Below are 22,057 nucleotides of genomic sequence, written 5' to 3'. Positions count from 1 at the left end.
GCAGGCCAACGCCGAAAGACAGCGTCGCATGCAGGTGGCGCGCGATGTTTCGGACATCTCGTCAATGAACCGGCCTAGCTTCTGCACCGCCACACCCATTGGCGGCGGCGCTAGTAGCGTAACCTGCAATTAACGACCGAGCATAAAGCGCGCGTATTCTTCGCTGATTTCTTCCTGCGTCGGCTTCCGCCCCGTCGACGATTGCAAGTCGGATTTGATCCGTTCACGCAGATCGACGGGAATGTCAGCGTAGGGGACGCGGACCTCGAAGGCCGTTCCATCTTCGCGCGTTGCCGCCTCGAACAGAAATCTGCCATCCTCTTCACTTGTACCCCATACCATACCGGGCTTTTGAAAGACGACGGGCAGGAGAAGTTCGTTAATCAGGCTTTGCATCTCGGAAAACGACGGCGCTTTGCCGGCGTTGTCCTTCCGAAAGTCATCGATCCTAAGTTTAAGCTCGCTCTGGAAACGCCCGATCCGGCGCTCCATTTCGGCCCTGTCTTCCGTCTTCTCGCTCTTTATCCCGGTGGTTGTTATGCCGGCCGAGTTCAAGGCTTGCTCAGCCTGCTTGAAGGCGCCGGAATAGAGCGTTCCGTCTTGCTGGGCCTTGCGCTGATCCGTCAGCGCCGTCTGCCGCCAACCGGTAACGGTTTGCCAATCGGAATTGTCCAGCTTGTCACGGTACTGGAAAAGGTCCGTCTGCGAAAAGGCCGTGGGGTTCTCCGCATACTGCGTTTGAAGCTCGTAGAGGACACGGTAATCCGTTGTCGGCTGCCCCTGCGACCGCACCTTCTCCTGATAATTCATCAGCGTCGTCATGCCACTGGCCCCGAGGGTCTGCTGGACATCGATAGGAATTTGTGTGAGATCCATTGTCGGGTTCGAGATTACCTGCGTTTCCGCCCACGATTGAACCTGCTCCTTCTGCGCATCCATAAGCTTCTTGCGCTGGGTCAGTTGTGCATCCACGGCCTTGCGTGTTGCCTCGCGTTCCTCCGGATCGGTGATCTTGTTCAACTGGTCGTAGATGTGGGCGATGCCCTGCGGCGAATAGTTCGGAAGGCTGGCCGTATTTTCGTTTACGCCTCCGGCCGTGCGGAAACCGAGCAGGTCGTCTGCGGAATAGGTCGATTCCTTCACGCTGTTGGACTGGTTGCCGCCAACGACTTTGATATTGCCGTTGCCATCAAAGCCCTGAAAAAAGCCAACATGGCCCTGCTCTCCGGTTCCGCGTTTGAGGACGACAATATCACCCGGCCGGGGGTTGTCCGTTGCCATCCCGAAATTGAGGAAAGAACGGGCATTGAGTTTCCCGGTCCCTTCGATTCCCTGCGTAGCCAGAACAGCGTTGACGAAAGCAGCACACCACGGCGTCACGCGCGGGTCGATCGATATGCCTGCAGAATTCTTAATGAACGAGGATATCGCTTTGGCGTCAGTGCGCTCGTTTAAGCCAGACAGGGAACCGAGAACCGTGCCGAGCTTGCCGCCGATCACGGGAAGTTCGCGGCGCTCTACAGCATCAGGCCTCTCTGGTCCATCTAGACGCTCCGGCCCGTCATATCTCTGAACCGGAGCGCCAGACAAAAGCTGCTGCGTGTTGCGGTTCGCTTTCGCGGCCAACACCGGAGCCTTCATCGCATCGTCCAGCGTGAGTTTATCGCCGGCAGAAAGACGGTCGGCATACTTGTCCATATAGCTCTTCGCCTGAAGAACGCCACTTTCACCCTTTGCAGCGAGCGTCAGGACCATCTTTTTCGTGGTGTCGGAAAGAAACTCCCGCTCTTTCATGTCGATCGCTTCCGGCGGCAGTCCCTGTTTCCGATAGACCTCCCTCAATTCCAACAGTGCAGCGGCAGTGTATTTATCTGCCATCACCTGATCGGCAGGATTGCGCAGTGCCTCGTTCTGGAGATTGCTCGCGCCGGCAACACCTTCCTGAACGACATACTGCTTCAGTTCATTGCCGGAATGGATCGCCATTGAACGTTCAGTGTCGAGTTCGAGTCCGTCTACAGATTGGTTGAACAGTTTCGCAGCGCCAAGGCTCAGACCCTCTGCATGGCTTGCCCGCAGTGCCTTCAGCTTGTCGACCACTCCTTGCCTGGCATCGAGCGCGTTACGGCCAGCCATGTTCATGTAGCCGTTTTCCGGGTCGTACATGAGTTGGTCCTTTTCACGCATGTAGGCGTTCCGCGCCTCGCGCGCGCCGGTCTCGTCTTTAAGCGCATTCACCTTCTCAACCGCATCACCAAGCGCGCCGACGCCCTGCGCAACTCTCTGCATCCCACGCCCGATCTGCGCGCCGAAATCATCCGGCGACGCCTGCGACGTCAGGTTCTGGTGAAGGATCGGCGCAGAGGTCTCGGTTCGCTTGTAGACAGGAACTGTGGGCATTCATCAGGCTCCAAATGCAAGGGCGCTGCGCGGTGTGGAATACTGTCCGTATCCCTTCGCGGCTCCAGTCAGGATTGTTCCGGCCACGGCGAGATTTCCGGCTTTCTTGGTGTTCGTAGCGTTGGCGCGGCTCAGTGCCGCATCAGACCGCTTGTTCACGGCGTCCACCTTGTAGTCATAAGCTTCGTTGGCGGCGTTCTTCCGAATTGTGAGCGCATCGATCTCCCCGAGGGTCGCAGTGCTGACGAGAGTGTCGAGCGGCGAACCGAAAGTGAGATCAACGCCATTTGCGGCCATGGCTGCTTTTTGCTTGCCTTGGATCTGCGAGACTTCCTGCCGCTTCAACTGTTCAGCTTCACGGCCCCGCTCAAGAGCGTTCCGGGCGCGGCGCTCCGCAAGCGTCGCATTCATATCGGCAACTTTTGCGTTGTATTCCTGCGCGGCGGCATTCGCGTCTGCCGACTGTTTCGCGCCGGCCGCGCCCACGAGCGTTGACGCAGCGGTCAAGACCAATCCGAAATCACACATTGGTTTCTTTCATCTCAAATATGCGGAAAGGCCGCTGTTCATATCCCATCGGAATAGGCTCGCTGAGCGTGAAGCCGAGCCACTGGAGCCAGCGCTTGGAAACCTCGTTCCTGTCGTCGACGATGTTGCGAAGCCCGCTGTATTCCCGACGCATCTTCGACACCCAGAACCGGGAGCCTTTCAAAAAATGCCGGTAGTATCGCTCCAGCGCGTCGGAGCCGAGCAGCCACGGAGCGCCGATCCGGCAGACCAGATTGACGGTCCCGCAACCGAAGACCGTTTCAGGCTGGCCATCGAACTCGATCGTGTACGAAAAATCCGATCTGGCGACCGAATAGCGAAGCGCTGACAGCGGCGAGCGCCCCGTTGCAGCGAATACCTCCGCAGCGTCCGCTTCGCGCATACGCGGCGCTATTACCAGCAGGTGGTCATCCGTGGTCTCGACTACGCGAAAGCTCATCCGCCCACCTTCAAATCCGGCAGTATCGCAAGGATCGTCATCGGCAGCGGGTCGAACTGCTTGACGATCATGGTGCCGCCCTTTGTCCATTCCGATGTGGGAGTTATCTCCACGTCGCCTGTGGCCAAGCGAATTGGCTCATTCCAGTTTTCGAACTGGCGCTGCTTGAGTTCGTGCAGCTTATCTTCGCTTGGCCCAACCCAAATACCGCGCGTCCGTTCAACACGAAGCGTAATGTTCGCAATGGCCTTCAATCTGCCTTGAACGGAACCCAGCCCCTGCACGCTGCCCAGGTCGATATCAAGGGTTTTCATTACCGCCTCGAAAGACAAGCCGACATGGATTTTCGCCGCTGCGACGGGCAAGGTTACTGACCCGTTCGACACAACCAGATCCCGAACGACATTCCCGTCGGCCAACGCGACAACAGGCCGCCCCTCAAGGTGGTAGAGGCCACGCAACGTCTTGATGGGCGCGCCTTCGTAAGTCAGGCCGCTATCGACGAAAAAGGCGTCGCTGGACGAAGTGAACATTCTCGTGTGCAGCCGCTCGATGTATCGATGCTCCACACCTTGAACGTTGCGGCGAACGACGAAATAAACCGCGTCCTCATCGCCTTCTGGGACGACATTGACACACTCGAAAACGCCGTCGGTTTCGTGCCGCGTCCATGCCCATACGTCGTGTTCGCGCATATATGTCATGCTCACGCATTCGCCGTTGTCGAGAATAACCCAGACAATCGAATAAGGCGCCTGAGCATAGGCCCAGGAGATCACCTTGCGGCCTTCGAACATGTGCCTCGACATAATGGTCAGGTCTTTGCCTGTGAAGTTGTCGTTCGCAAACTCGTAACTGTAGTCACGGATCACGCCGCCGCGCGCGACAGCAAACAACATCACGTCACCCACGGCGATCGGCTGGACAAATCCAGAGCCGCGGTTGCTCTGCTTTTTCACGACGGTCTGCGAAGGACTGAGGAAATCCTCTGAGCCGCCAGACACGTTGAACTCATTCGCGGAGGTGAACACTGCAAGGCCACGAGATTCGCCCAACGCGCGGATTGAGTTCTTCTCCTTGGACTTCACACGGAACGTGATTGCATCACTCGCTTTCGCAGGCGTCGCCGCCCCGAAATTCTCATAGTTTGCCGACTGTCCAAGCCAGACACCAGAAGGGATGTTTTCCGTTCCGGCCATCGCAAGGCGCTGCTCGAAGAAGTTGACAGCCGCCGGGAAATTCCCTGCGCTGGCGAATGGATTGTAACCGGCCTGCGGAGTGTTGCTCAAATCCGCCGTAATATTCTCGTCGTCGAAGTAAGTGCCGACGGTTCCGCCGATATAGCCGAAGACGCCATTGTCTTCCTTGTACACAATATAGCGAGCGGCACCGGCGACGGCGCCCCATGCGATCCGGTTCTTGCCATTCTGGCCATCCTTGGCAATATCGAGGTCGTTCACGGTCGAGCCGGCACCGGATGGCAAACTTTCCTCACCGTTCAGTTCCGAAACGCTGGCAACCTTGTAGCTGTATGTCGTCGCCTGATATCCGGGTGCTCCAGTCGTGTTGACAATCTGCCAAACGCTCGGCGCACCGGGCGGCCCGATTGACGGCGAAAAGGACGGGATTGAGAAGGCCCAGTTGTCGTCAGCAAGGCGTGAAAGTTTGCGTGGTGCGTGCTTTTGATGGGTCAGATACACGACATCGTTCTCTTGGGCGAAGCAAACCCGCCTTACCTGATCTGAGGTGTAGGGAGAGTCGATCTCGTAGATTGCTCGGGTAGTGCCGCCGCTGACATAGGCGGGAGTTCCAACCGTGCTGACGGGATGCCCCAACAGGTCCTCAAGCGTAAACGTGTTAGCAGTCACGTTCCGAACGATGAAGTTTTGGCCGTTCAGTTGCGCGGGACCGGCAACGCCGGACAGGAATACCTCTTGCCCACCTGTGTAACCATGAGCCGCAGAGGTCACGACCGCCGGATTGGCTGTGGTAATGCCCGTGATATTCTTGGCTGGGCGAAGGATGGGAGAACCAGCGCGGTAAACCCTCATCTTCAGGTCGGAGAATTCGAGATTATAGGTCTGATCGGTCTCGGCGTCGTAAACAAACGGGATCAAAACCGCAAATCCCGAAGCCCTTACCCTTCCAATAAACTCCAAGCCGGTTCTGTTGGAAGCGCCGCCATGCGGATGCACGAAGACGTTCTTTGCCGTCTTGAGGCCAGACTGGTATTTCGAAATGTCAACACGCGCCCACAGCGCAGGGCTTAACTCGCCACCCGTGAAGGCTGGCTGCATCGTGCGCAAGATTGCCATGGTTCAGCCTCTGGCCCGGATGAAGGTGGACGGATAATCGTAGCTGTCCTGCTGCTCATTCGCGTCTGCCACCTGGGCGGCGCCGAGCGTTTGTGCTGCGATCTGGAAAGCGTCTTTGCGAAGGGATTGATCCTTGGTCAGCGGCAGGCAAATCTTTGTCGCCAGCGACCAGCAAAGGGCATCAAGAAACAGCGGCGGGAAACTGGCCGGATCGTCGATTAGGCGGGTATATTCGAGCTTGGCGGCCGGCTGGCTGGTGAAGATCAAGCCTTCGCCAGTCTCATATGCAATTTCATCGGTGCTTAGCCGAGGGTCCACTTCGGGTATGATACGGATCGGCTTCAGGCAGTCCGTGGGACGCGTATAGGCGCGCTCCCATCGTTCCGGCCACGGGTTAGCCACTTCGGCCAGGACTAGCTTCCTGTTGGCGAATTGCCAGTTGAAGCCTTGCAGCATCGTGTCGCGGGTCAGCCCATAGTGAAGCTTGCACTGGTTGGCTTCCTCCGACTGCTCGTTGATATCGGAGATTGTCGACTTACCGATATGCGAGAGCGCTGTGTTGCAGATGCTGACGACTGAAACCACGGACTATCTCCAAGAATGAAAAAAGCCCGACGGGAAGCCGGGCTTTCTGGTTGCTGTGATGGTTCGGCAGCAGCGGTTAGGGCTGCGTGGCCTTGTCCTCAAGTGCGGCGATGATTTCAGCCTTCGTCGCAGGGAGCGCATCCCCGAGGATTTTGCGCGCAGCGGCCTTGAACGTCATGAATTCGACGTTGCCGTCGCTGCCCATGGCAAGGACTTCAGCCGCGGTCTTCTCTGGTTCATCGGTGGTTGCCGCCGTTTTGGTTCCCGCTGTCGCCTTCTTGCCGCGCGTAAGGCGTTCAATCTCCGCGTCCCTCGCAGCCAGGTCGGCTTTCAGGGCTGCAATCACAGCGTTGTCGGCAATGGTCGAAGTAGCAACGCCGCGCTCGGCTTCAGGCACCGCCTGTTCGTCCTTGCGCTGTTTGGCTGCTTCGCTTTTGGAAACTTCCTCCATCCACGCTTTGGAGAAATGCCGATCCTCCGCGACTTCGAAGATATCGCCTTCTTCGCGGAGATGGCCGTAAACACCGGCCCGCTTGGCGCGCACGAGCTTAGTCATAGTTGTTATCCTCCCCGGCGGCGACGACGCCCGCCGTAATCTTGCCAGCGGTCAGCGGGCCGGTTGCGACGGTATAGTTCAGGCGGGCATAGCGCTCGTCTGTGCCACGCGGCAGATAGTCGATCGGGAAGACGTAGCCGGCGACCAAGGACGCCTTTCCAATGGCTCCCGAGGTCCAGACGGTCTTCGGAGACGAGAAGGCTTCGTTGTCATCGGTCTGCAATTCCACAGTGAGCGTTGCGGCACCGGCAGCCAGTGCAGCTTCGATCATCTGGACGCGAAGCGAGACTTTGCTGCCCCGGCCGAGATCCTTGCGGATGTTTGCAGCAGCGCCAACGGGTTTACCGCTGGCGCCGAAGTCGATGACGTTCGTGGACGGTGCAGAGGCCGTGATGACCTGCGCATCCGAAAAGAGGTTCTGTGCGTCGAAAATCATGGTTTCAACCCTTCTTCGACCGCCGTTAGACGATCTGGCTTTCGGTTTCGAGGATGTTGTCATCCCGGCGGATCGGAAGGCCGAGGAACGAAACAACCGGCTTGCCCTGGCTCTGGTCGAGCGTGAGGTTCACGTTGGTCTTGTTCATGGCCTGCTTGTGCAGGAAGGTCTGCACCGTCTTCGGCGCATAAATGACCGTCTTGCCGTTCGGCTGGTTCGGGTTCTGGAGGGCGTAGTAACCGTCAATCATCAGATTGATGAGGTCGGCACCGCCAGCGGTCGCGTTCGCCCGGAGGTCGGAAACGTCGATGTTGGCGACACGTGCCACGCCGCGCCAGTCGCGGACGGAAAGGCCGATGTCCTGCGAGAACTTCTCGCGGTAGACATCATAGAGGGAACCATCGGGCAGTTCCTTCGTGGTCTTGCCCTTGTCTTCACGCTGGAGACCGGCCTTGGTGCCTTCCGGGTAGAGAAGGTGAACCGAATCCTCGCCCCAGGTGACGAACCAGATGGACGTGTTGTCCGAGCCAGTGCCGCCCGCGTCGATGATCTGCTTGCCGTTGGCTGCAGTCTTCGAGTTGAAGCGCGAATGAAGGCCCGTAAAGCGCTCCGGCATGACGTCGGTATCGCCGTAATAGACGGTCGAGCCCAGCATGTTGGCCATACCGGCAATGTGTGCCTTGGCTTCATTCAGACGGAACTTCGCCGGGTTCTTGGCGATGTCAACGAGCTTCGCGTCAACTTCGGACCAGTCTTCCAGCATCCCGGTCGCATCCTTGACCTGCGCCGTGGTGCCCTTCGTGGGCATTACGCCCTTGTAGAGCTTGCGCCAGGTCGGGACCGGCAAGCCGGTGCGAACGGTGGTCAGGTGTGACGTGCCCATGTTGCATTCGAGAATGGGAGCGTCTTCGTACATGCTGTTGTACTGGACGAGCATGTCGATGATGGTTGCAATGTCATCGCCCCATTCCTGCTTTTTCAGGTCGGAGAGCGTGGGGTACATGTTGCCGACAGTGGCCATGTCTTAACCTCGTTGGGTTGGAGTGGTTGCGCCGTATATCGCCTCTTCAGGAGACTTTGTAGAGGCGGCTGGGGTTTCCGACGTGAGGGGCTTGTCATCACTGAGAGCGTTGCCGACACGGGCCAGTAGCCGGAATAGACCGGGATGGTTGCCAATCCCGAGTTCAACCAGATCGCGGCGGAACGCATCGTCACCGAACGTTGCAATCACACGATCTGCTTTGAGGACGTTTTCCTTCAGGTGATCGCCGCCGAAGTCCTTGTCGGTGCGAATTTCCTTCTGCCAGTCCTCGGTGATTTTCTGGTGTCGCTCGTTGAGAGCGTCGAATTCAGTCTTGCGCTGTTCAGCCAGAACGCCGGCAAGCTTTGTTGCCTGCGCGTTGGTGAGGCCGATTTCCTTCATGACAGGAGAGGCTTTCTCCAGAAGGGCTTCATCGAGTTGGATGCCGTCTTCCAAGGCGATGGTGTATTTGCCATCTTCCGGCACAGTGTCTTCCGGATCAGTGGCCGCCTTGTTCTTCTCGTCGCCTTCCTGCGGCTTCGTCTTGTCGTGTTCCGCTTTCAGCTTGGCGTTATCGTCAGCCGACTTGTTGCTGTCCGGAACGTATTCCTTCCAGTCGGACGCCGCGGCATTGGCCTTATCGGCGTCGGCAGAGCCATTCTCGCCTTCGGTGGCAGCAGGAACGCCAGAGAGGATGGTGTCAGCGCCCTTGGCGGCTTCAGACGCGCTATCGCCGCCCCCCGAAGCGCCCTCATCTGCGGGAGCAAAGACGACGCTATTCCTCAGAAGATGTTTCATGCTCTTCCCTCGATCGTTTCTCCGAGCGGTTATGTGCCTCGATCATCATTTGAGCGTAGGCGGTAGGCTCGACAGAGTTGAGTTGATTGATGATGGTCACGCCGATCACGCGGCGGCCGATGGAAATACCGGTTTCGCCATTGACCACGGGCGCAGCGCTGTAGACGCCGCACTGTGCAATGATCCACCAGATGAATTCGCGAGCGCGCGGGTGCTCCAACACGAACTGCGTTGACAGCTCGAGTTCTGTTTCTTCCCTTGTTTTCGTCATCCTGCGACCCCTAGACGGCTCAGCAGCGCGGCTGGCCCGCCCGTCTCGTCGGTTTCAGCGAGCAACTGCGCGGCCTCAGCACCCTGCTTAACGACAGGTGCCATCTTCGAGGCCATCTCAGCGGAAGCCGCTGCGCGTTGCTGTTCGGCACGGTCAGCCCGGATCTTCCGCACTTCGTCATCTGCGCGGACGATGGTCGGCACCACACCGACAGCGTCGCCGTATTCGTCGATAGCCTGGTCGAAATCGACCTTGTCCATCGCTTCCGCATTGCCGCCACTGATGTTGCCGACAAAGGCCAGAAAGCGCTCAATGGAGCCGGTGGAGACAGCAAGCTGCGCCTGCGCCAGCGTCGAGATGTTCTCGATCTTCAGTTCAACGCCTTCCAGTTCTTCCGGAGGTTCCGGCAGTTCATTGAGGTCGTCGAGCGTGCCGAACACCCAATCGGCCAGCGGCATGATAAGCTCGTGATGCTGGCGTTCAACGGTCGGGCCGAGCTGCTGCAGTTGCTCTTCCTTGCGCTGGGTAAGCTCATAGACGTTCTTGGGCTGAATGCCCTGCATGTTCGAAATCGCCATAAACAGGTCAGCGAAGAATGCCCGGTTGACGCGGTTATCGACGTCCTTGATATCGGCGGCCAAGTCTCCCACGGAGATGTTGACGTCGAAGGCGCGGCGATAGGCGGCGCTCTGGTTCGTTTCGTCCACATAGGTGACGGAACCCGGAAGGGATGAGTTCCGCTTGTTGCGGAGCGCTGTCGGGGCCACCACAGCCGGTTTAACCTGATGCTCGATGCCTTGCCCCTTCCAGATTTGTTCCTTCTGGAGCATCTTCACGTCAGGCAGCGCATCCATGCCGGGGCAATAGGCGGCATAGACGTCTTCGCCTACGATGTCCCAACGCGGCGCGATGATCGGATTGCGATCGAACCCGCTGATTTCCAGCATCAGCTTGCTTGGCCCCGCAGCCTCCCAATAGTTCGACATGAACGGCTTGTTGGCCTTTGTCGGAATATTGGGATTGCGGTCGTGGCGAGGTTCAATCGCATTGTAGACCTCGACCCAATCGTCGTAACTGCCTTTGTCCCAGCAGTTCTTGATGGTCGTGGATGTTTTCGTCCAGTCCATATCGCCATTCGGCTGAACCACGAAGCGACCGACGACTTGTTCAACAGTCATCCAGACCCGGCGATAGCAGGTATCGACGCGCTGTTGACCGCTTGAGGCAAGCCAGTACTGACCAGCAACCGGCATGATGCCGTGCAGCGTGCCTTTGTTGGTCGTGAGGATCATGCAGAACTGACCAAACAGCAGTTCGTCGCCGTACCCACTGTGAAGGCAATTGTAGATGTTTGAGACGGCCAGCTTGTCCCGAGCCTTACGGGTGGACTGGTACAGGTAATTCTTGACCGGCCCGAATTCCTTCATGTCATCGTCGAAGGTGCTGTATCGCATCCACGGCCGAGTTGGAGACGTGAGACCCGCCTGCATGCCGGATCTCGCCACACGGTGAGCCAGCAAGGGCGAGTTATCAACGATCCGGCTGTTCGGCGGTCTGCCCTTCGTTTCCTTGGCGTCGCCTTTGCGGTATCGGCCAGGAGCGATGAAGTCATTCAGTTCCTGCCACAGCGCCTCATAATCGTTTCGCTCTTTCTTGAGGGCGGCTAAGCGCCTTTCGTGCCGCGACCGGATCGTGTCGTTCATATCAGGCGCCCAGCAGCGTCTTCTTGCCCGTAGCGTCAACAGCACCAACGCCAGTAGTGCCGGTCAGCATCGTCGGCGCTGCAGCCTTAAGCTTGTCCTTGGCATTCGTGCCGGCGGCAGCAGCCGCATCTTTGGTTGGCGCGCGCTGGGCGGCGTACTCGACGGGTAGAGCGGGTGTCGCGGCTGGTGCAGCGGCCTTGCTTCCGAAAACGCACATATTGATTTCCTTAAAGGTAGAGGAAGATGAGAAGGGAGAGGACGGCGAACGACAGCGCGGCAATCGACAGAGGGCGCTCCCAGCGCGGTCCGATGACATCGCCAAGGTAAGCAGCGCCGATGGAGGCCAAGGGCAGCACAGCGAGCCAGAGGACCGGATGCGAGCCGGTTGAAGCAACAGCCAGGATCAACAGGAACACCATCGCGGCGAACAAGCGCCCGTTCGTGGTGGCGTTCTTTGCACGTTCAAGCGCACAACTGCGTTCATGCTGCCGTTGAAGCAGCACGTCAAAATCTTCGGGTTCCATGTTCGGACCTCAAGAATAGGGGTTGTACTCGTCACTCTGGGATGAGCCGCCGTAGCTGGTGTCACGGCTGTGATTGTAGCGTTCATCGCCGCGCTCCTTCGGCGCAACGGGGCGAGCGAAGGTCAGGCCCAGCGCGTCTGCACGGTTTGGAGACGGCAGGCCTCTGGCCTTCATGTCTTCCTTGCTTTCCAGCTGAAGCTTGCCATCGACACGGGCAATTAGCTCCGGGCCGATCAGGTCTTGGTAGAGAACGTCGTCCTTCGGATCGATCGCGCCGCCGGTCTTGAGCCAGTCGCGCATTCCCTTCCACATCTCGGCCCGCTTGTTCAGGCAGCCGCGGTCAACGCTTTTTTCTGCGAAGCTGACCAACTGCCATGTGCGGCCGAGCGTAATGCCTGCCGAATAGATGCCCGTGCCATGGCCAAGGTCGATGAAGACCGCATCCGCCTCAAGCTCATCTTCAAACCGCGCCACGTGGTTGGCGACAAGGATGTCGTTATCGTTCTTCGGCATGGTCAGCAGCAGCTTCGAGTAAAGCCCCTGCCTGAAATAGATGACCAGTTCGTCGTCACCTGTCCAAGCCGGATCGACGCCGATGATTTTCGGAGCGAAGTCGTACTGCTCTTTGCGCAGGTGGACTTTCTGGGCAGCGTCCACATCATCGACTGATATGAACTGCTTTGCTGAAGCCGATGGAAACATGCCGCGCACTCGCACCTTTACGAAATCATGGTCTTCGCCATAGTCCTCGACCCACTGGTCAAGCTTCTTTTTGTTGGTGCCTGGCACTGACCGGCTATCGATCTGCTTATGAATCCAGCGCCGGCGATGGCGACGGAAACACTCACGGAACCGGCCAGTGTTCTGCGTTGGGTTGCCGAACACAATCCAGATGATGATTGTGTTCTCGTCAGTCAGCGCGCCTTCCGCGACCTCCCAGACGCTGTCCGCAATCTTTGAGGCTTCATCGAACATCAGGACGATTATCTTGTCCTTGTTGTGCAGACCGGCGAAGGCTTCCGTGTTGTGGGCAGACCATGCGACGAAATCGAGCCGCCACAGGTCCGAATGCTCCGCGTCGCGCGCCTTGACCGACATGGCCTGCACATCGAACCAGTGCGACGTGATGGAGGATCGAAACCATTTACCGATCTCGGGCGACGTCTTCGTGCGCAGCTGGCTTTCAGTATTCGCCGTGGCGACAATCTTGCAGTCCGCAAAGCAGGACATGGCCCAATTTGCAAGCATGCCCATTTCCGCCGACTTACCGATACCGTGGCCGCTGGCGACGGCAATCTGCAAAGGCTGGTACCGGTTTTCGCTGTTCAGGTGCTGGCGTATCTCAGCGTTGATATCCGCCTGCCACTGGCGCGGGCCGTCCATGTCTTTCAGATTGCCTTGCCCCCAATCCCATGCGAACAGGGACCATCCTTGCGGGTCGAACTGATATTCAGCGGCGGCGTCCAGAATGTCTTCATCCGGGTCGCGCTTCTGTGCTGGTATCATTTCTGTTCAGGCTTCCTTGCCTTGGCTCGATTAAGACGCTCAGCGAGCGAGCCGTTGACGTTAAGCTCGACTTCCTGCTTGTCCCGCCAGTCCTTCGGCTTCCGGTTCTTCAACCAGAAGATGGCCGCTGTTGTGTCCGGCGGGTAGTGCTTGGTAACTTCGGTCTTCACCACCGCGCCGTCGATGACTTTGATGTCAACGTCAGGGTGAGAATAACCGATCGCCCTTTGAAACAGACTGCGCTCGACGGCCTCGTCCGAAATGTCCTTGCCAACCTTTAAGGACTGACAGAATTCCGGGTAATCGATCTTCCAGCGCTGGATAGTGCGGTCAGACACTCCGAAGAATTCGGCAAGCTGCTTGTCCGTCAGCCCCTGCTCGCAGAGTTTTTCAGCCTGTTCCGCGTATTCAGGCTTGTATGACGTCTGTCGCGCCATGGTCAGTAGATCCCGACAAGCCCAGACGCCGTCGTACCTGTGTTCCAGATGCGCCTTACCCGGATCGGGAAGACGCCGGCAGGCATCGTGAAGGTGTCGGTGACGCCTTTGTCGTCCGTGACCTTGATATCGCCTTCAGTGCCGATGATCAGTCCGCGAGTATCATTCGCCAGATCGACGGTATCGCTCTTGGCGATGTTGAACAGCCGTCCCGGCTCGGTCCCGTACTGGTTACGCTCGGCCATGTCGCCGTCTCCTTGAAATGTGTGCTGTTACTCTTGCGTCAGGCGCTTCGTGAGGAAGGCCAGAGAACCAACGACGCAGCGATTCCAGATGAACCCGGCCACAGTCTCGCCCGTTGACCTGTCCGAATATTGGATGGCAACAGCGACGCCGCAGATTTCGCCACCCTTGGCTTTTTCCAGAAGCCCTTCGAGACATTCGATGCAGTCTTGGTTCTGACCGCGCTCTGAAAGGATGCGGTCGCCGTCCTTGTAAACGACCTCTCCCATGGTCAGGCCTTCTTGTAGAATTTCTCAGCGACGTCTTTGTCGGCGCCCTGGCCGATCGCCATCTTCTGCACCTGCAGCGAGACCGAATGCCGCTTCTCGCCATTGATGACTTCCACACGATCCTCCGAGATCATCGCTTCCGCGTGGATCGTCACCGGCAGGCCAGCGTCAAAGTCATGGTCCGTCATGCCGAGCTTCTTCAGCGTCTCGTAATCGAGAAACAGGTTCAGGCCATACGGATAATCCGGACGGTCTTCGGCGGAGGCTTTCTCCCACCGGTCGGTTTCAGCCTTCTTTTCTGCCTTTGTGCGGGCCAGATCGACGAGGTCAGCCATGCTTCACCTGAATGTTGCGAGCGCTTCAGCGTGACTTCCGCCGGTAGCACTTCTATGTTGTAAAATATTTCTCACTCATGCATCTTTAAAGCGCATAAATAGGGGAAAGAGATATGGCCTTGAAAACCGCGCGCCCGCATTTCCGTGTCGCTGAATTTGGGGACGGCACGCCATTCATTTTTATCGATCCGTACAGCGGCGACGATCTAGCATTTTTCAGCAACAATACTGACTTTCGCTTGAAGCCAGGAACTTCCTACGAGGAGGCAAAGAAGATTTCCGATTTTCTCAATGAGACCATTGAACTAATTGCCGAAGACCCTGGTCGGTAAGGCAGCAATGAGTTTAATTAAAATCCCATTGGACGAAAAGCTTGAGCGCCGACTGTGGCTTCTCTTAAATAGTTCTGGCGGCAACGGCTTGATCACCAAGCACATGGTCGCGATGTATGATGGCCTCAAAATCGAAGTCAGGGCGAACGAACATCCGCCTCCGCATTTTCATGTCAGATACAACGGCGAAGACGCCAGTTTCACTCTGGATCAATGCAGACGTCTCCGCGGTGTGCGAGGCCTTGAGGAGCATGAGCCTCTGATCAAAGAGTGGTGGCGAGAGCACCGCCGCGAGCTGGCAATATTCTGGAATAACACGCGACCGGGAAATTGCCGTGTTGGCACTGTTCCTGTTCCAGACTAACAGCAACCAACCCGAGGACGTCCTATGAAACTCTTCTTGATCCGGTTCGACTACAAAAATGGCGAAGTCTCGCATCCGTGGACTGTGTTTGCTTCAAGCTTTAAAGAAGCGGTCTCCCGACTTGAGCATCCCAGCGACACACCGGAAATTGATAAGATCACGGTCAAAGACGTTCCCGAACTGCACGCGGGGTTCTATGGCCGCGACTACAACGAACCGAATGATGCTGCTATCGAGCATACCGAAATCGAGTGGAAGGCCACACCTTAACTCATTCGACGCAATGTCCGTTGTCATGCGGTTGGTTGCAGGCTCCGGAATTGAACCGGATATTTCGCGGTTATGAGCCGCGCGGCTTACCGTTTGCCCTGCCTGCTCTAATTTACGCCGCGCCCGGTGTCCCGGTGTTCGAATTCCCCGCAAGGGGGAAGGGTCGATTGCGGCCTACCGCTCGGCGCGCTCGATAAGCTGCCGGCGGCGTTCGTTGCGCCATTGGGCGTAAGCAAGGTTATCAGCCCTCACTCTGTCCTTCTGGCCGGTGACTTCATCGTCTCGCCAGTCCGTGGCGCATTTCTTTGAAGCTACCGTTGTTGATGCGTGTTCTATGTCGATTTGCGCCACGCCGTCCAGCGCGGTCGTCAACCGGATTTGGTGCTTTTGGTTGAGATTGTCCGCAATTTGTTGACAATACGCCTGAATTCGGCGGTCGAAAGTTCGTCTCGACATGTCGATTTTTCGCAGATAGGCCTCGATATAGATGCCTTTGCGGGTCTTGATGAAGGAATATTCGTAAACCAGCTTGCGGCCCTCCTCATCGAGATAGGCGTTTATCCAGTCCCAGACCTGATGCATCCGGCTGATGGCTCCTGCCGACGGAGGCGCGCGGCGAACGTTGTGCTCGCTTTCACCGAATGCCCCAACCATTTCGTGCAGGACAGACGCCATAGAACCGCTCTTCAGTCGCGGCCCCGCATCAGATGGGGAGGCGCGCAGCGTGTGAGCCGCTTCGATGATCTGCGCCCGCACCTGCTCATATGTCCATTCCGCGAATATCACCGTCATGCTGCCGCTCCTCGATATGGCCACAGGCCGAAATGCATTCTCAAGGCCACAAGGATTTCGTCGCTTGCGGTCATTTCATATTTCATCGATCGAGCGCCACGCCGCATGGCGCTCAGGTCCACTTGATTGAAGTCAGCCACCAGCGACGGCCGACGCGTCAAATCCGGGTTCGCGATCAGGAGCCGAGACACAGCTTTAATGACATCGGCATAGAGTTCGCCTGAGTTGCGCGGGTTGCCGGTAATCAACATCAGGACAAGACGCAGATGGTCCTCGCCATGGCGCTGGCCTATTTCGCGCACCGTCGGCTTGCAGAAGCACTCGCGCCCCTTGCGGCTGGTCGGGCTATGGTGCCGCCAGTCGCGCAGGATGACGCCGCATTCTCGGGCCACCTTGAAGATGTTGACGGTATGCTTCACACCGCCCCCATAATCTGCCTGAAGCGCGCGTCGAGATCATCGACAGCGTCGAGCAAAGACAGTTCATCTTCGCACCGGCCGCGCGCTTCGGCTTCAACCCGCCCCTGTTCGGCCAGTTCGTCGGCGCGTTCATTGCCGGCAACGCCGTGGTGACCCTTCACCCATCGGATGGCAATGTGTCTAGCACGCTGGACACTTTCTCCCAGCGCCTCATCAATCGCCCGCCACAGATCCACATTCTTGACGTGCTCGGTTGCCGCAGGGCTCTTCTTCCAGCCGTTGCGCTTCCACTTGTGGCGCCAGTCATTCACGCCGTTGACGCAATACTGGCTATCGCACCAGATCGTGATGGGCTTTTCCTCAAAATTGAGGGAAAGTGCTTTCGCCTTCTCGATCGCGTTCAGCAGGCCCGCGAGTTCCATCTGGTTGTTCGTGGTTTCAGGATCCCCGCCGTGCAACGAGGCGATTTCCACGCCGTCATCGAAGACAACAACGCCCCAGCCGCCGACGCCAGGATTGGGGATTGACGCACCATCGCAGAAGATGTGCACGCCTTGCGAAAAACGCTCAGGGCTGAAGTCCTTGTTATGCTTATTCGATTTCGCTTTCGGTAACTGACGGTTACCTTTTTTCTTGCCTTCCTTCGGGGTATTCGTGTCACGCGAATCCCTTGAAGGTGTTGCCATGGTGGCAATACCTTTTTCCGTGACGGCCTTCTGGATGAGAATGAGCGTCGATGTCATGTCGGCGCCCTTGTCGGGGAACTTGACGCGCGTGCCGAGCAGCTGCTGCGCCATGAAGGCAGCTTGGCGGGCGGAAACGAAAGCGCGGGTGTCAGCGCCTTGGCCTTTGAGATAGTCGCGCAGTGGGTACAGCGACGGCGGGAAAGTATATGTCATGGCTGGCTCCCCCCGTTGTGCTGCACACCCAACGCGCAGCCAATGTGGCAGCCGCAAAGCCCGAGATTAATGCAGTCGCCGGCGCACTGGTCCCAAGGCTGGCCACTCGCCGGACGCGGACACGACGTTTCTTTCAACGTCGCTTCAAGCAATTTGACGCGACGTGACAATGCAATGCGGGTCTTGATGATCTCGAGCAGGATCATGGCGAAATCTCCTTCGCCTTCGTCCGGATCGCTTCGGCAATGTTCTGGGACGCGTGCGCCATCGATGAGTGCACGCAGCCGTCGATCATGAGGGATTCGCTTTTTTCGAAGTCGGCCGCCGTCACGGTTTCGCCACGCCTGCCAATCACCGGATCAAGCATGATGGTATCGTGTGCCATGGAGAAGTTTTCTTCTGCAAAAGCATCCGCAATTTCAGCAGCCTGTTTCAGGCCAGCCGAAAAGCCGCGCTGATAAACAAGCTCGAAAGCCTCATCCCATTCTTTGTTTATGATTGGTCGTTGATCTTTGCTCATCATGCCCCCTTTTTGATTTTGAGGGGGCGATGGGTTCTCGTGGCAGAATCCTTGATGCTTTCAAGAACTGCATCACGATCATGCCCGCTGACTAGCGTCGTGCGCAGGGCGCGCGGCACCGACGGCGTGACGAGATCACCAACCCAGAAGCCGGATCGCTTCTGGCGGAACTCGTAGAACGAACTTGATGCTGTTGGTAGCTTCGTGACAGTGGCGCTCATTCTGCATCCTCCGTCTTTTCGGGAATATTGAATTGCTCACCAATCAGCGTCAGCTGGGCGACTATCTGGGAAATCATCTCAGCGCCGCGCTCAAGGTTCGACAGGTGAAGGTCGGCGTTCTTGCGAAATGGCAGCAGAGAGTAAAAGTCCTTGTCGGACTCGTCGTAGTCGCCGTCTTTCGCTTCCTGCACCTCCTTGGCAAACCACCTGGCCTCTTTATCGAAGCCTTCGGAAAGACGCTTCAGCGTTTCCGAAACGCATTTGATAATGCCCTGGTCGATGACGGTCAGCGACCCCTTGTAGGATCCAGCCGGCAAATCCATCAGATCGAAACCTTCAGGAAGCAAAACCATAGCGGGCTTGCCGCGCTCGGTTTCCAGTTCGGCGTTGACCTCAGCCATCGCCTTTTCGATATCCGTGAATTTCTCCTTGCCGAAGCGTTCCATGAACGCCTTTTGCATGGCTTCAGGAGCCATATCGACGCTGATCGTTTCGCGGATGTAATTCTTCAGTTCTTCGTAGCGTTCTGGTGTCATTTCAGGCTTCCTTGTTCGTGGTGTGGCCTTCGAGAACGGCGCAAGCTTCAATCGCGGCGTCCAAGGCGTTGATGGTTTTCAGAAGATTGGTTATCAGCGACCGGCGCGTGTTCTCGGCGTTGGGAATGGCGATCCAGTGGGTTTTCCCAGCTACGAGCGATGTAACAGCGGCTATCTCGGTCTTGATTTGCAGCGCTGCAACAGCGTGCCGGCCGTTGGGAAACTGCCGTCCGCTGAAATGCATGGCCCAAGTCATTTCAAGCCCTGACTGGTGCCAGACGCCTAGCCATTTCGCATAGTACAAGACGATGCTGCCGAGGCTTTTCGCGCCTTGGACAAGGTGCTGCGTGGCGAATGCCTTGTTGCGGACAGACACCAGCATTGGCCGCAAGTCGGCTGCAGCGTTGCGGACAAGGGCGACATCAAATCGATGTTCTGGGTTGAGGCTGGTGACGGTCATTTGCACCTCCCGAAGAATTCCGGCAGGCATCGGTGAACACGCTTCAGGCCCTTGGCTTGCTCGCGTTCGGAAAACTTCTCGATGCGGCGATACATTTCCTTTTCGATGCGGTCGCCAACATCTTCGCCAATGCCGAAAAGCTTATCGCGCAGGGCAAGCGCTGCCTCTCTCGTTTTCAGAGCGGCGACGACATTGAACCGATAGAGGCGTTCGCCCTCGCTGATGTACCGGCCACTTCCCGACACCGTGAAGGTGTTCGGCATAAACTTCTGCACCTGCATGACGAAAAACATTTCGTCGGCGCTGGTACCGTCCATCCAATGCCGGAAAGCCATTTCTTCGAGGCGACTTTCCATCGTCTTGCCGTCGTATAGGCCGTAGGGCTGGTGGAACGAGAGAACCCACTGGCCAGGTTCGATAGGTACAAGGCTGCTCATGCGATGAGTTCTCCATAAACCCGGCATTTGAAGCCGGTGCGGTTTTCATCTGGGGAAAATTTGAAGAAGGATACGATGTGCCAGTCGTTTGCAGGCCAAGGGCAGATCAGGACGGCATTCTGACCCATCACGTCGCCAAGGGTCTGGTCATAGGCGGCTCGTTTATGGCGCCAGCGTTTGGGGCGGGGATCAAGAGCCAGGCCATAAGCAAGGCCGTTTGATGCACCGAAGCCGGTAAACACGAAGCGACGGCCATCGGAATCCAAATAATCGCAGATCGGGCGCAGGATCATGCTGCACCTCTGGGATTGTGATGTTGAAGGGCATTCACGCGGTCTATCTGCGCGAACACAGCTGCGGAAAAACTTTTCACTTCTCGGTCGATGTCCGCATACGCCATTCCTTGAACCTGAAGGCGAGCGTAAAGCCGCCGGCAGGTCATCTGCCAAAATCGCTCAGCAGCTGCGCCCTGACGGATCATGAGAATGCGGGCCGTCTCCCTGATGAACAGGACTTCGTGATCAACGGGGAAAGGAATGATTTTCGCGGTTTGAGCCGTTTCCATCAAGCCGCCCTCCCATTTCGGGAACCGTCGCCCTTCCCATGGGGCGCTGCCCCTTGGAACCCCGCTGGGGGATGATCCCCCAGACCCACAGACAACCCCGCTGCGCGAGCTTGTCCCGACCGAGATTGTTGTACCACCTGTTGATTTTCTGGCTTTGACGCAAGTGTGTCGCCAATCCATGTTTCTTCTATTCGCGATAGACTTGCGACACGCCTCCGTTCCCATGTTCGACGGGTGATGCCTTCTGCCAACCACGGTTGAAGCTTCGAGAGTGATGCCGCCTCGTAGGACTTGCGATCCGCTCGACCTTCAGCTCTGCGCTTCTGTTCCTGTCTGTTACGATCGCGTTCTTGTTTGGCCGCCTTGGCAGTCCTGTTTCTCTCCTCCCGGTCCATATCGCAGGCGCCTATAGTCCGGAGCCCGAGCTTCGATCTTTCTTCCATGGTGACGAGAAGCATCTTTGCGACAGCATCGGCCTTGATCATCCACCGACGATTAAAACCAAGCGCCGATAGCGTTTGCAGCGTGACGGTATCGATCCAAGGCGCCCACTTTGAGCACCATGAGGCCACATCCTGCGAACGTGGCGTGAGAGCGACAGCCCGAAGATATGAGATGCACAGATCAAAATCGTCCGTCCCAACCGGATCTGGGATCATACCGCCGTGTCGGTGGCGGATAACCTTCTCAATTTCCCGCAAACGCTGAAACTCTTTCGAGTGTTGCCAATCCAGCCTGTGCGCCTTCTTGTGCGCCGGCTTCTCCTTCCAGATGACTTTACCGAGCATTACGCGCTCGGAGCCATCACGGTTCGACTTGTGGATTGCCTTCAACCGAACGCCCTCCGGTTCTGGCGGTACTGGTTCGCCAAGGTGAGTGTCTGGGCTGCTTGCGCCGCCGTCAGGCTGAAAATGTTCTGGAGCATGGCCAGCTTGTTCGGCAGGTCTTGCGGTTGCTCTGACAGCCACATGGCGGCTTTCTCGATCGGGGTGGCTTGCCGCCGACGCTGAAACTTTGCTGTCAGGGCCATGATTTCGGAAAGAAGTTCGATTTCCGCACCAGCAACGTCGGAGATACCTTCGATGATGTCGGCCGTGGCAGGCTGCGCTGACCTATTGCTCGTCCGGTCCACAATGCCCTCGGACATGTCGCGGGCAATCCAGAGGAGGCTGTCGACGCGCCGGTCGGCCTGATCAGGGCCGCACTCGAATTGAATTTGGCAAATGACATCCAAAAGGTCGTTCAGATTGCGGGCGGCGGAATCGAGGCAATCGCTCTTTTCGATGACGAACTTGCTCATGCCAGTTCCTCCCGAAGCTCTTCAATTCGATCCACGATAATCAAGATGCGCGCCTCGACTTCATCACAGACCGCTTGGAGAGCGTTTGTCTTCTGATGATCGGCAACGTCACCGCAGGCCATGAAGAGCGCACCATTGAGGTATTTGACTGTGTTGATCATGTCGGTGATGTCGAGGAGCTTGCGCTGTGCGAGAGAAGGCGCGCTCATGCGGAAGCTCCTTCCCGGCGATTGGCCTCAAAGATCGCTTCCCAAGTCTGGTAAATGCGTTTGATGAGGTCAGCCGTCTGGTAGGTGGCGAACAGCATGTCTTCGATCTGGTTGTTGGTGAGGTAATATTTGTTGCCGTCATTCGGACCGCCAAGGCAGTCGCCTATCAACCGCGAGGTGATCGACGCCATGCGGGTGGCATCAGCAAGCGGATTTTCCAGATCAGCTATGTCTAGCGTTGCGGCCGAAGCCGTGGTATTCGTTACCTCGTTCATTTCTTCTTTCCTCATGCAGGGGTGAGTAATTGAGCCATGGTCTGGGAGCGCGCCAACGCTCGCCGGGCCAT

At 57.4% G+C, this 22,057-nt stretch carries 36 protein-coding genes and 1 tRNA gene; 3 read left to right on the top strand and 34 right to left on the bottom strand.

From position 1 onward, the window contains the following. Window positions 1-129: 129 nt before the first annotated feature. From FCH38_RS06980 to gp10, 18 genes are all read right to left on the bottom strand, one after another. Window positions 130-2,400, bottom strand: coding sequence for a TIGR02594 family protein (locus FCH38_RS06980; protein ID WP_174373310.1), 2,271 nt, complete (start codon window positions 2,398-2,400; stop codon window positions 130-132). Window positions 2,401-2,403: 3 nt separating this feature from the next. Next, window positions 2,404-2,928 carry a virion core protein, T7 gp14 family gene (locus FCH38_RS06975; protein ID WP_174373309.1) on the bottom strand — a complete coding sequence of 175 codons (525 nt, stop codon included), beginning with the start codon at window positions 2,926-2,928 and terminating at the stop codon, window positions 2,404-2,406. Then, complete coding sequence (locus tag FCH38_RS06970) at window positions 2,921-3,388, bottom strand: hypothetical protein (protein ID WP_174373308.1); 468 nt, start codon at window positions 3,386-3,388, stop codon at window positions 2,921-2,923. The genes FCH38_RS06975 and FCH38_RS06970 overlap by 8 nt, the downstream gene beginning before the upstream one ends. Beyond that, window positions 3,385-5,703: a hypothetical protein gene (locus FCH38_RS06965; protein WP_174373307.1), complete on the bottom strand. Its 2,319-nt coding sequence runs from the start codon at window positions 5,701-5,703 to the stop codon at window positions 3,385-3,387. Before FCH38_RS06965 ends, FCH38_RS06970 begins: the two co-directional genes overlap by 4 nt. A gap of 3 nt (window positions 5,704-5,706) precedes the next feature. Beyond that, complete coding sequence (locus tag FCH38_RS06960) at window positions 5,707-6,288, bottom strand: hypothetical protein (protein WP_174373306.1); 582 nt, start codon at window positions 6,286-6,288, stop codon at window positions 5,707-5,709. A 76-nt stretch (window positions 6,289-6,364) separates the two neighbouring features. Then, a complete protein-coding gene (locus tag FCH38_RS06955) occupies window positions 6,365-6,844 on the bottom strand; it encodes a hypothetical protein (RefSeq protein ID WP_174373305.1) in 480 nt (159 codons plus the stop codon). Then, a complete protein-coding gene (locus tag FCH38_RS06950) occupies window positions 6,837-7,280 on the bottom strand; it encodes a Bbp16 family capsid cement protein (RefSeq protein WP_174373304.1) in 444 nt (147 codons plus the stop codon). The genes FCH38_RS06955 and FCH38_RS06950 overlap by 8 nt, the downstream gene beginning before the upstream one ends. A 25-nt stretch (window positions 7,281-7,305) precedes the next feature. Then, window positions 7,306-8,301, bottom strand: a complete 996-nt coding sequence (locus FCH38_RS06945) for a major capsid protein (RefSeq protein ID WP_174373303.1) — start codon at window positions 8,299-8,301, stop codon at window positions 7,306-7,308. Window positions 8,302-8,304: 3 nt separating this feature from the next. Next, window positions 8,305-9,099 carry a hypothetical protein gene (locus tag FCH38_RS06940; RefSeq protein WP_174373302.1) on the bottom strand — a complete coding sequence of 265 codons (795 nt, stop codon included), beginning with the start codon at window positions 9,097-9,099 and terminating at the stop codon, window positions 8,305-8,307. Next, a complete protein-coding gene (locus FCH38_RS06935) occupies window positions 9,077-9,370 on the bottom strand; it encodes a hypothetical protein (RefSeq protein ID WP_174373301.1) in 294 nt (97 codons plus the stop codon). Before FCH38_RS06935 ends, FCH38_RS06940 begins: the two co-directional genes overlap by 23 nt. Next, window positions 9,367-11,073 carry a portal protein gene (locus FCH38_RS06930; protein WP_174373300.1) on the bottom strand — a complete coding sequence of 569 codons (1,707 nt, stop codon included), beginning with the start codon at window positions 11,071-11,073 and terminating at the stop codon, window positions 9,367-9,369. The genes FCH38_RS06935 and FCH38_RS06930 overlap by 4 nt, the downstream gene beginning before the upstream one ends. A gap of 1 nt (window position 11,074) precedes the next feature. Beyond that, window positions 11,075-11,290: a hypothetical protein gene (locus FCH38_RS06925; RefSeq protein WP_174373299.1), complete on the bottom strand. Its 216-nt coding sequence runs from the start codon at window positions 11,288-11,290 to the stop codon at window positions 11,075-11,077. Between the two features lie 10 nt (window positions 11,291-11,300). Beyond that, window positions 11,301-11,597: a hypothetical protein gene (locus FCH38_RS06920; RefSeq protein ID WP_174373298.1), complete on the bottom strand. Its 297-nt coding sequence runs from the start codon at window positions 11,595-11,597 to the stop codon at window positions 11,301-11,303. A 9-nt stretch (window positions 11,598-11,606) separates the two neighbouring features. Further along, window positions 11,607-13,103, bottom strand: coding sequence for a terminase (locus FCH38_RS06915; protein WP_210267131.1), 1,497 nt, complete (start codon window positions 13,101-13,103; stop codon window positions 11,607-11,609). Continuing rightward, a complete protein-coding gene (locus tag FCH38_RS06910; RefSeq protein WP_174373297.1) occupies window positions 13,100-13,540 on the bottom strand; it encodes a helix-turn-helix domain-containing protein in 441 nt (146 codons plus the stop codon). The genes FCH38_RS06915 and FCH38_RS06910 overlap by 4 nt, the downstream gene beginning before the upstream one ends. Before the next feature lie 2 nt (window positions 13,541-13,542). Beyond that, the gene (locus FCH38_RS06905; protein ID WP_174373296.1) at window positions 13,543-13,785 is read right to left on the bottom strand and encodes a spike base protein, RCAP_Rcc01079 family; all 243 of its coding nucleotides are present in this window, start codon (window positions 13,783-13,785) and stop codon (window positions 13,543-13,545) included. Between the two features lie 27 nt (window positions 13,786-13,812). Next, window positions 13,813-14,052: a hypothetical protein gene (locus FCH38_RS06900; RefSeq protein ID WP_174373295.1), complete on the bottom strand. Its 240-nt coding sequence runs from the start codon at window positions 14,050-14,052 to the stop codon at window positions 13,813-13,815. Window positions 14,053-14,054: 2 nt separating this feature from the next. Continuing rightward, window positions 14,055-14,387, bottom strand: a complete 333-nt coding sequence (gene gp10 / locus FCH38_RS06895) for a capsid staple protein (protein ID WP_174373294.1) — start codon at window positions 14,385-14,387, stop codon at window positions 14,055-14,057. A 113-nt stretch (window positions 14,388-14,500) separates the two neighbouring features. Here gp10 and FCH38_RS06890 point away from each other — a divergent pair, with 113 nt between their 5' ends. From FCH38_RS06890 to FCH38_RS06880, 3 genes are read left to right on the top strand one after another with little or no spacing between them, the layout of a single operon-like run. After that, complete coding sequence (locus FCH38_RS06890) at window positions 14,501-14,719, top strand: hypothetical protein (RefSeq protein ID WP_174373293.1); 219 nt, start codon at window positions 14,501-14,503, stop codon at window positions 14,717-14,719. Window positions 14,720-14,726: 7 nt separating this feature from the next. Then, entirely contained in the window at window positions 14,727-15,083 is a 357-nt protein-coding gene (locus tag FCH38_RS23630) for a DUF4160 domain-containing protein (RefSeq protein WP_174373292.1), read from the top strand. 24 nt (window positions 15,084-15,107) lie between these two features. After that, window positions 15,108-15,353: a hypothetical protein gene (locus FCH38_RS06880; RefSeq protein ID WP_174373291.1), complete on the top strand. Its 246-nt coding sequence runs from the start codon at window positions 15,108-15,110 to the stop codon at window positions 15,351-15,353. 36 nt (window positions 15,354-15,389) lie between these two features. Here FCH38_RS06880 and FCH38_RS06875 read toward each other — a convergent pair. The 16 genes from FCH38_RS06875 to FCH38_RS06800 form a co-directional block, all read right to left on the bottom strand. Then, window positions 15,390-15,459: transfer RNA gene (locus tag FCH38_RS06875), tRNA-Met, on the bottom strand. 68 nt (window positions 15,460-15,527) lie between these two features. After that, window positions 15,528-16,145 (bottom strand): DUF6362 family protein, encoded by a 618-nt coding sequence (locus tag FCH38_RS06870; protein WP_174373290.1) that lies wholly within the window; start codon window positions 16,143-16,145, stop codon window positions 15,528-15,530. Continuing rightward, entirely contained in the window at window positions 16,142-16,564 is a 423-nt protein-coding gene (locus FCH38_RS06865; RefSeq protein WP_174373289.1) for a hypothetical protein, read from the bottom strand. Before FCH38_RS06865 ends, FCH38_RS06870 begins: the two co-directional genes overlap by 4 nt. Further along, window positions 16,561-17,463 (bottom strand): ribonuclease H family protein, encoded by a 903-nt coding sequence (locus tag FCH38_RS06860; protein ID WP_236776574.1) that lies wholly within the window; start codon window positions 17,461-17,463, stop codon window positions 16,561-16,563. The genes FCH38_RS06865 and FCH38_RS06860 overlap by 4 nt, the downstream gene beginning before the upstream one ends. Continuing rightward, window positions 17,460-17,669 (bottom strand): hypothetical protein, encoded by a 210-nt coding sequence (locus FCH38_RS06855; RefSeq protein WP_174373288.1) that lies wholly within the window; start codon window positions 17,667-17,669, stop codon window positions 17,460-17,462. The genes FCH38_RS06860 and FCH38_RS06855 overlap by 4 nt, the downstream gene beginning before the upstream one ends. After that, entirely contained in the window at window positions 17,666-17,986 is a 321-nt protein-coding gene (locus tag FCH38_RS06850) for a hypothetical protein (RefSeq protein WP_210267130.1), read from the bottom strand. Before FCH38_RS06850 ends, FCH38_RS06855 begins: the two co-directional genes overlap by 4 nt. Then, window positions 17,983-18,204: a hypothetical protein gene (locus tag FCH38_RS06845; RefSeq protein ID WP_174373286.1), complete on the bottom strand. Its 222-nt coding sequence runs from the start codon at window positions 18,202-18,204 to the stop codon at window positions 17,983-17,985. The genes FCH38_RS06850 and FCH38_RS06845 overlap by 4 nt, the downstream gene beginning before the upstream one ends. Next, window positions 18,201-18,791, bottom strand: a complete 591-nt coding sequence (locus tag FCH38_RS06840; protein WP_174373285.1) for a hypothetical protein — start codon at window positions 18,789-18,791, stop codon at window positions 18,201-18,203. Before FCH38_RS06840 ends, FCH38_RS06845 begins: the two co-directional genes overlap by 4 nt. Further along, on the bottom strand, window positions 18,742-19,200 hold the full coding sequence (locus FCH38_RS06835) for a hypothetical protein (RefSeq protein ID WP_174373284.1): 459 nt from the start codon (window positions 19,198-19,200) through the stop codon (window positions 18,742-18,744). The genes FCH38_RS06840 and FCH38_RS06835 overlap by 50 nt, the downstream gene beginning before the upstream one ends. Continuing rightward, complete coding sequence (locus tag FCH38_RS06830) at window positions 19,197-19,637, bottom strand: hypothetical protein (RefSeq protein WP_236776573.1); 441 nt, start codon at window positions 19,635-19,637, stop codon at window positions 19,197-19,199. The genes FCH38_RS06835 and FCH38_RS06830 overlap by 4 nt, the downstream gene beginning before the upstream one ends. Continuing rightward, window positions 19,634-19,930, bottom strand: a complete 297-nt coding sequence (locus FCH38_RS06825; protein ID WP_174373283.1) for a hypothetical protein — start codon at window positions 19,928-19,930, stop codon at window positions 19,634-19,636. Before FCH38_RS06825 ends, FCH38_RS06830 begins: the two co-directional genes overlap by 4 nt. Continuing rightward, a complete protein-coding gene (locus FCH38_RS06820; protein WP_236776586.1) occupies window positions 19,927-20,202 on the bottom strand; it encodes a DUF6074 family protein in 276 nt (91 codons plus the stop codon). Before FCH38_RS06820 ends, FCH38_RS06825 begins: the two co-directional genes overlap by 4 nt. Then, window positions 20,202-21,035 (bottom strand): hypothetical protein, encoded by an 834-nt coding sequence (locus tag FCH38_RS06815; protein ID WP_174373281.1) that lies wholly within the window; start codon window positions 21,033-21,035, stop codon window positions 20,202-20,204. Before FCH38_RS06815 ends, FCH38_RS06820 begins: the two co-directional genes overlap by 1 nt. Further along, entirely contained in the window at window positions 21,032-21,502 is a 471-nt protein-coding gene (locus tag FCH38_RS06810; protein WP_174373280.1) for a hypothetical protein, read from the bottom strand. The genes FCH38_RS06815 and FCH38_RS06810 overlap by 4 nt, the downstream gene beginning before the upstream one ends. Beyond that, a complete protein-coding gene (locus tag FCH38_RS06805; RefSeq protein WP_112998192.1) occupies window positions 21,499-21,711 on the bottom strand; it encodes a hypothetical protein in 213 nt (70 codons plus the stop codon). The genes FCH38_RS06810 and FCH38_RS06805 overlap by 4 nt, the downstream gene beginning before the upstream one ends. Beyond that, window positions 21,708-21,986 carry a hypothetical protein gene (locus FCH38_RS06800; RefSeq protein ID WP_174373279.1) on the bottom strand — a complete coding sequence of 93 codons (279 nt, stop codon included), beginning with the start codon at window positions 21,984-21,986 and terminating at the stop codon, window positions 21,708-21,710. Before FCH38_RS06800 ends, FCH38_RS06805 begins: the two co-directional genes overlap by 4 nt. Window positions 21,987-22,057 lie beyond the last annotated feature (71 nt).

Source organism: Agrobacterium tumefaciens (assembly GCF_013337285.1).
GTDB classification, from domain to species: Bacteria; Pseudomonadota; Alphaproteobacteria; order Rhizobiales; family Rhizobiaceae; genus Agrobacterium; species Agrobacterium burrii.
Note: the sequence above shows the minus strand (reverse complement) of the source record. Positions and strands in the feature narration are given on the sequence as shown.

Excerpts from the sequence above, each read along its gene's own strand:
- FCH38_RS06980 (WP_174373310.1), bottom strand. The coding sequence starts at position 2,400 with ATGCCCACAGTTCCTGTCTACAAGCGAACCGAGACCTCTGCGCCGATC.
- FCH38_RS06975 (WP_174373309.1), bottom strand. The coding sequence starts at position 2,928 with ATGTGTGATTTCGGATTGGTCTTGACCGCTGCGTCAACGCTCGTGGGC.
- FCH38_RS06970 (WP_174373308.1), bottom strand. The coding sequence starts at position 3,388 with ATGAGCTTTCGCGTAGTCGAGACCACGGATGACCACCTGCTGGTAATA.
- FCH38_RS06965 (WP_174373307.1), bottom strand. The coding sequence starts at position 5,703 with ATGGCAATCTTGCGCACGATGCAGCCAGCCTTCACGGGTGGCGAGTTA.
- FCH38_RS06955 (WP_174373305.1), bottom strand. The coding sequence starts at position 6,844 with ATGACTAAGCTCGTGCGCGCCAAGCGGGCCGGTGTTTACGGCCATCTC.
- FCH38_RS06950 (WP_174373304.1), bottom strand. The coding sequence starts at position 7,280 with ATGATTTTCGACGCACAGAACCTCTTTTCGGATGCGCAGGTCATCACG.
- FCH38_RS06945 (WP_174373303.1), bottom strand. The coding sequence starts at position 8,301 with ATGGCCACTGTCGGCAACATGTACCCCACGCTCTCCGACCTGAAAAAG.
- FCH38_RS06940 (WP_174373302.1), bottom strand. The coding sequence starts at position 9,099 with ATGAAACATCTTCTGAGGAATAGCGTCGTCTTTGCTCCCGCAGATGAG.
- FCH38_RS06935 (WP_174373301.1), bottom strand. The coding sequence starts at position 9,370 with ATGACGAAAACAAGGGAAGAAACAGAACTCGAGCTGTCAACGCAGTTC.
- FCH38_RS06930 (WP_174373300.1), bottom strand. The coding sequence starts at position 11,073 with ATGAACGACACGATCCGGTCGCGGCACGAAAGGCGCTTAGCCGCCCTC.
- FCH38_RS06925 (WP_174373299.1), bottom strand. The coding sequence starts at position 11,290 with ATGTGCGTTTTCGGAAGCAAGGCCGCTGCACCAGCCGCGACACCCGCT.
- FCH38_RS06920 (WP_174373298.1), bottom strand. The coding sequence starts at position 11,597 with ATGGAACCCGAAGATTTTGACGTGCTGCTTCAACGGCAGCATGAACGC.
- FCH38_RS06915 (WP_210267131.1), bottom strand. The coding sequence starts at position 13,103 with ATGATACCAGCACAGAAGCGCGACCCGGATGAAGACATTCTGGACGCC.
- FCH38_RS06910 (WP_174373297.1), bottom strand. The coding sequence starts at position 13,540 with ATGGCGCGACAGACGTCATACAAGCCTGAATACGCGGAACAGGCTGAA.
- FCH38_RS06905 (WP_174373296.1), bottom strand. The coding sequence starts at position 13,785 with ATGGCCGAGCGTAACCAGTACGGGACCGAGCCGGGACGGCTGTTCAAC.
- FCH38_RS06900 (WP_174373295.1), bottom strand. The coding sequence starts at position 14,052 with ATGGGAGAGGTCGTTTACAAGGACGGCGACCGCATCCTTTCAGAGCGC.
- gp10 (WP_174373294.1), bottom strand. The coding sequence starts at position 14,387 with ATGGCTGACCTCGTCGATCTGGCCCGCACAAAGGCAGAAAAGAAGGCT.
- FCH38_RS06890 (WP_174373293.1), top strand. The coding sequence starts at position 14,501 with ATGGCCTTGAAAACCGCGCGCCCGCATTTCCGTGTCGCTGAATTTGGG.
- FCH38_RS23630 (WP_174373292.1), top strand. The coding sequence starts at position 14,727 with ATGAGTTTAATTAAAATCCCATTGGACGAAAAGCTTGAGCGCCGACTG.
- FCH38_RS06880 (WP_174373291.1), top strand. The coding sequence starts at position 15,108 with ATGAAACTCTTCTTGATCCGGTTCGACTACAAAAATGGCGAAGTCTCG.
- FCH38_RS06870 (WP_174373290.1), bottom strand. The coding sequence starts at position 16,145 with ATGACGGTGATATTCGCGGAATGGACATATGAGCAGGTGCGGGCGCAG.
- FCH38_RS06860 (WP_236776574.1), bottom strand. The coding sequence starts at position 17,463 with ATGACATATACTTTCCCGCCGTCGCTGTACCCACTGCGCGACTATCTC.
- FCH38_RS06855 (WP_174373288.1), bottom strand. The coding sequence starts at position 17,669 with ATGATCCTGCTCGAGATCATCAAGACCCGCATTGCATTGTCACGTCGC.
- FCH38_RS06850 (WP_210267130.1), bottom strand. The coding sequence starts at position 17,986 with ATGATGAGCAAAGATCAACGACCAATCATAAACAAAGAATGGGATGAG.
- FCH38_RS06845 (WP_174373286.1), bottom strand. The coding sequence starts at position 18,204 with ATGAGCGCCACTGTCACGAAGCTACCAACAGCATCAAGTTCGTTCTAC.
- FCH38_RS06835 (WP_174373284.1), bottom strand. The coding sequence starts at position 19,200 with ATGACCGTCACCAGCCTCAACCCAGAACATCGATTTGATGTCGCCCTT.
- FCH38_RS06830 (WP_236776573.1), bottom strand. The coding sequence starts at position 19,637 with ATGAGCAGCCTTGTACCTATCGAACCTGGCCAGTGGGTTCTCTCGTTC.
- FCH38_RS06825 (WP_174373283.1), bottom strand. The coding sequence starts at position 19,930 with ATGATCCTGCGCCCGATCTGCGATTATTTGGATTCCGATGGCCGTCGC.
- FCH38_RS06820 (WP_236776586.1), bottom strand. The coding sequence starts at position 20,202 with ATGGAAACGGCTCAAACCGCGAAAATCATTCCTTTCCCCGTTGATCAC.
- FCH38_RS06810 (WP_174373280.1), bottom strand. The coding sequence starts at position 21,502 with ATGAGCAAGTTCGTCATCGAAAAGAGCGATTGCCTCGATTCCGCCGCC.
- FCH38_RS06805 (WP_112998192.1), bottom strand. The coding sequence starts at position 21,711 with ATGAGCGCGCCTTCTCTCGCACAGCGCAAGCTCCTCGACATCACCGAC.
- FCH38_RS06800 (WP_174373279.1), bottom strand. The coding sequence starts at position 21,986 with ATGAACGAGGTAACGAATACCACGGCTTCGGCCGCAACGCTAGACATA.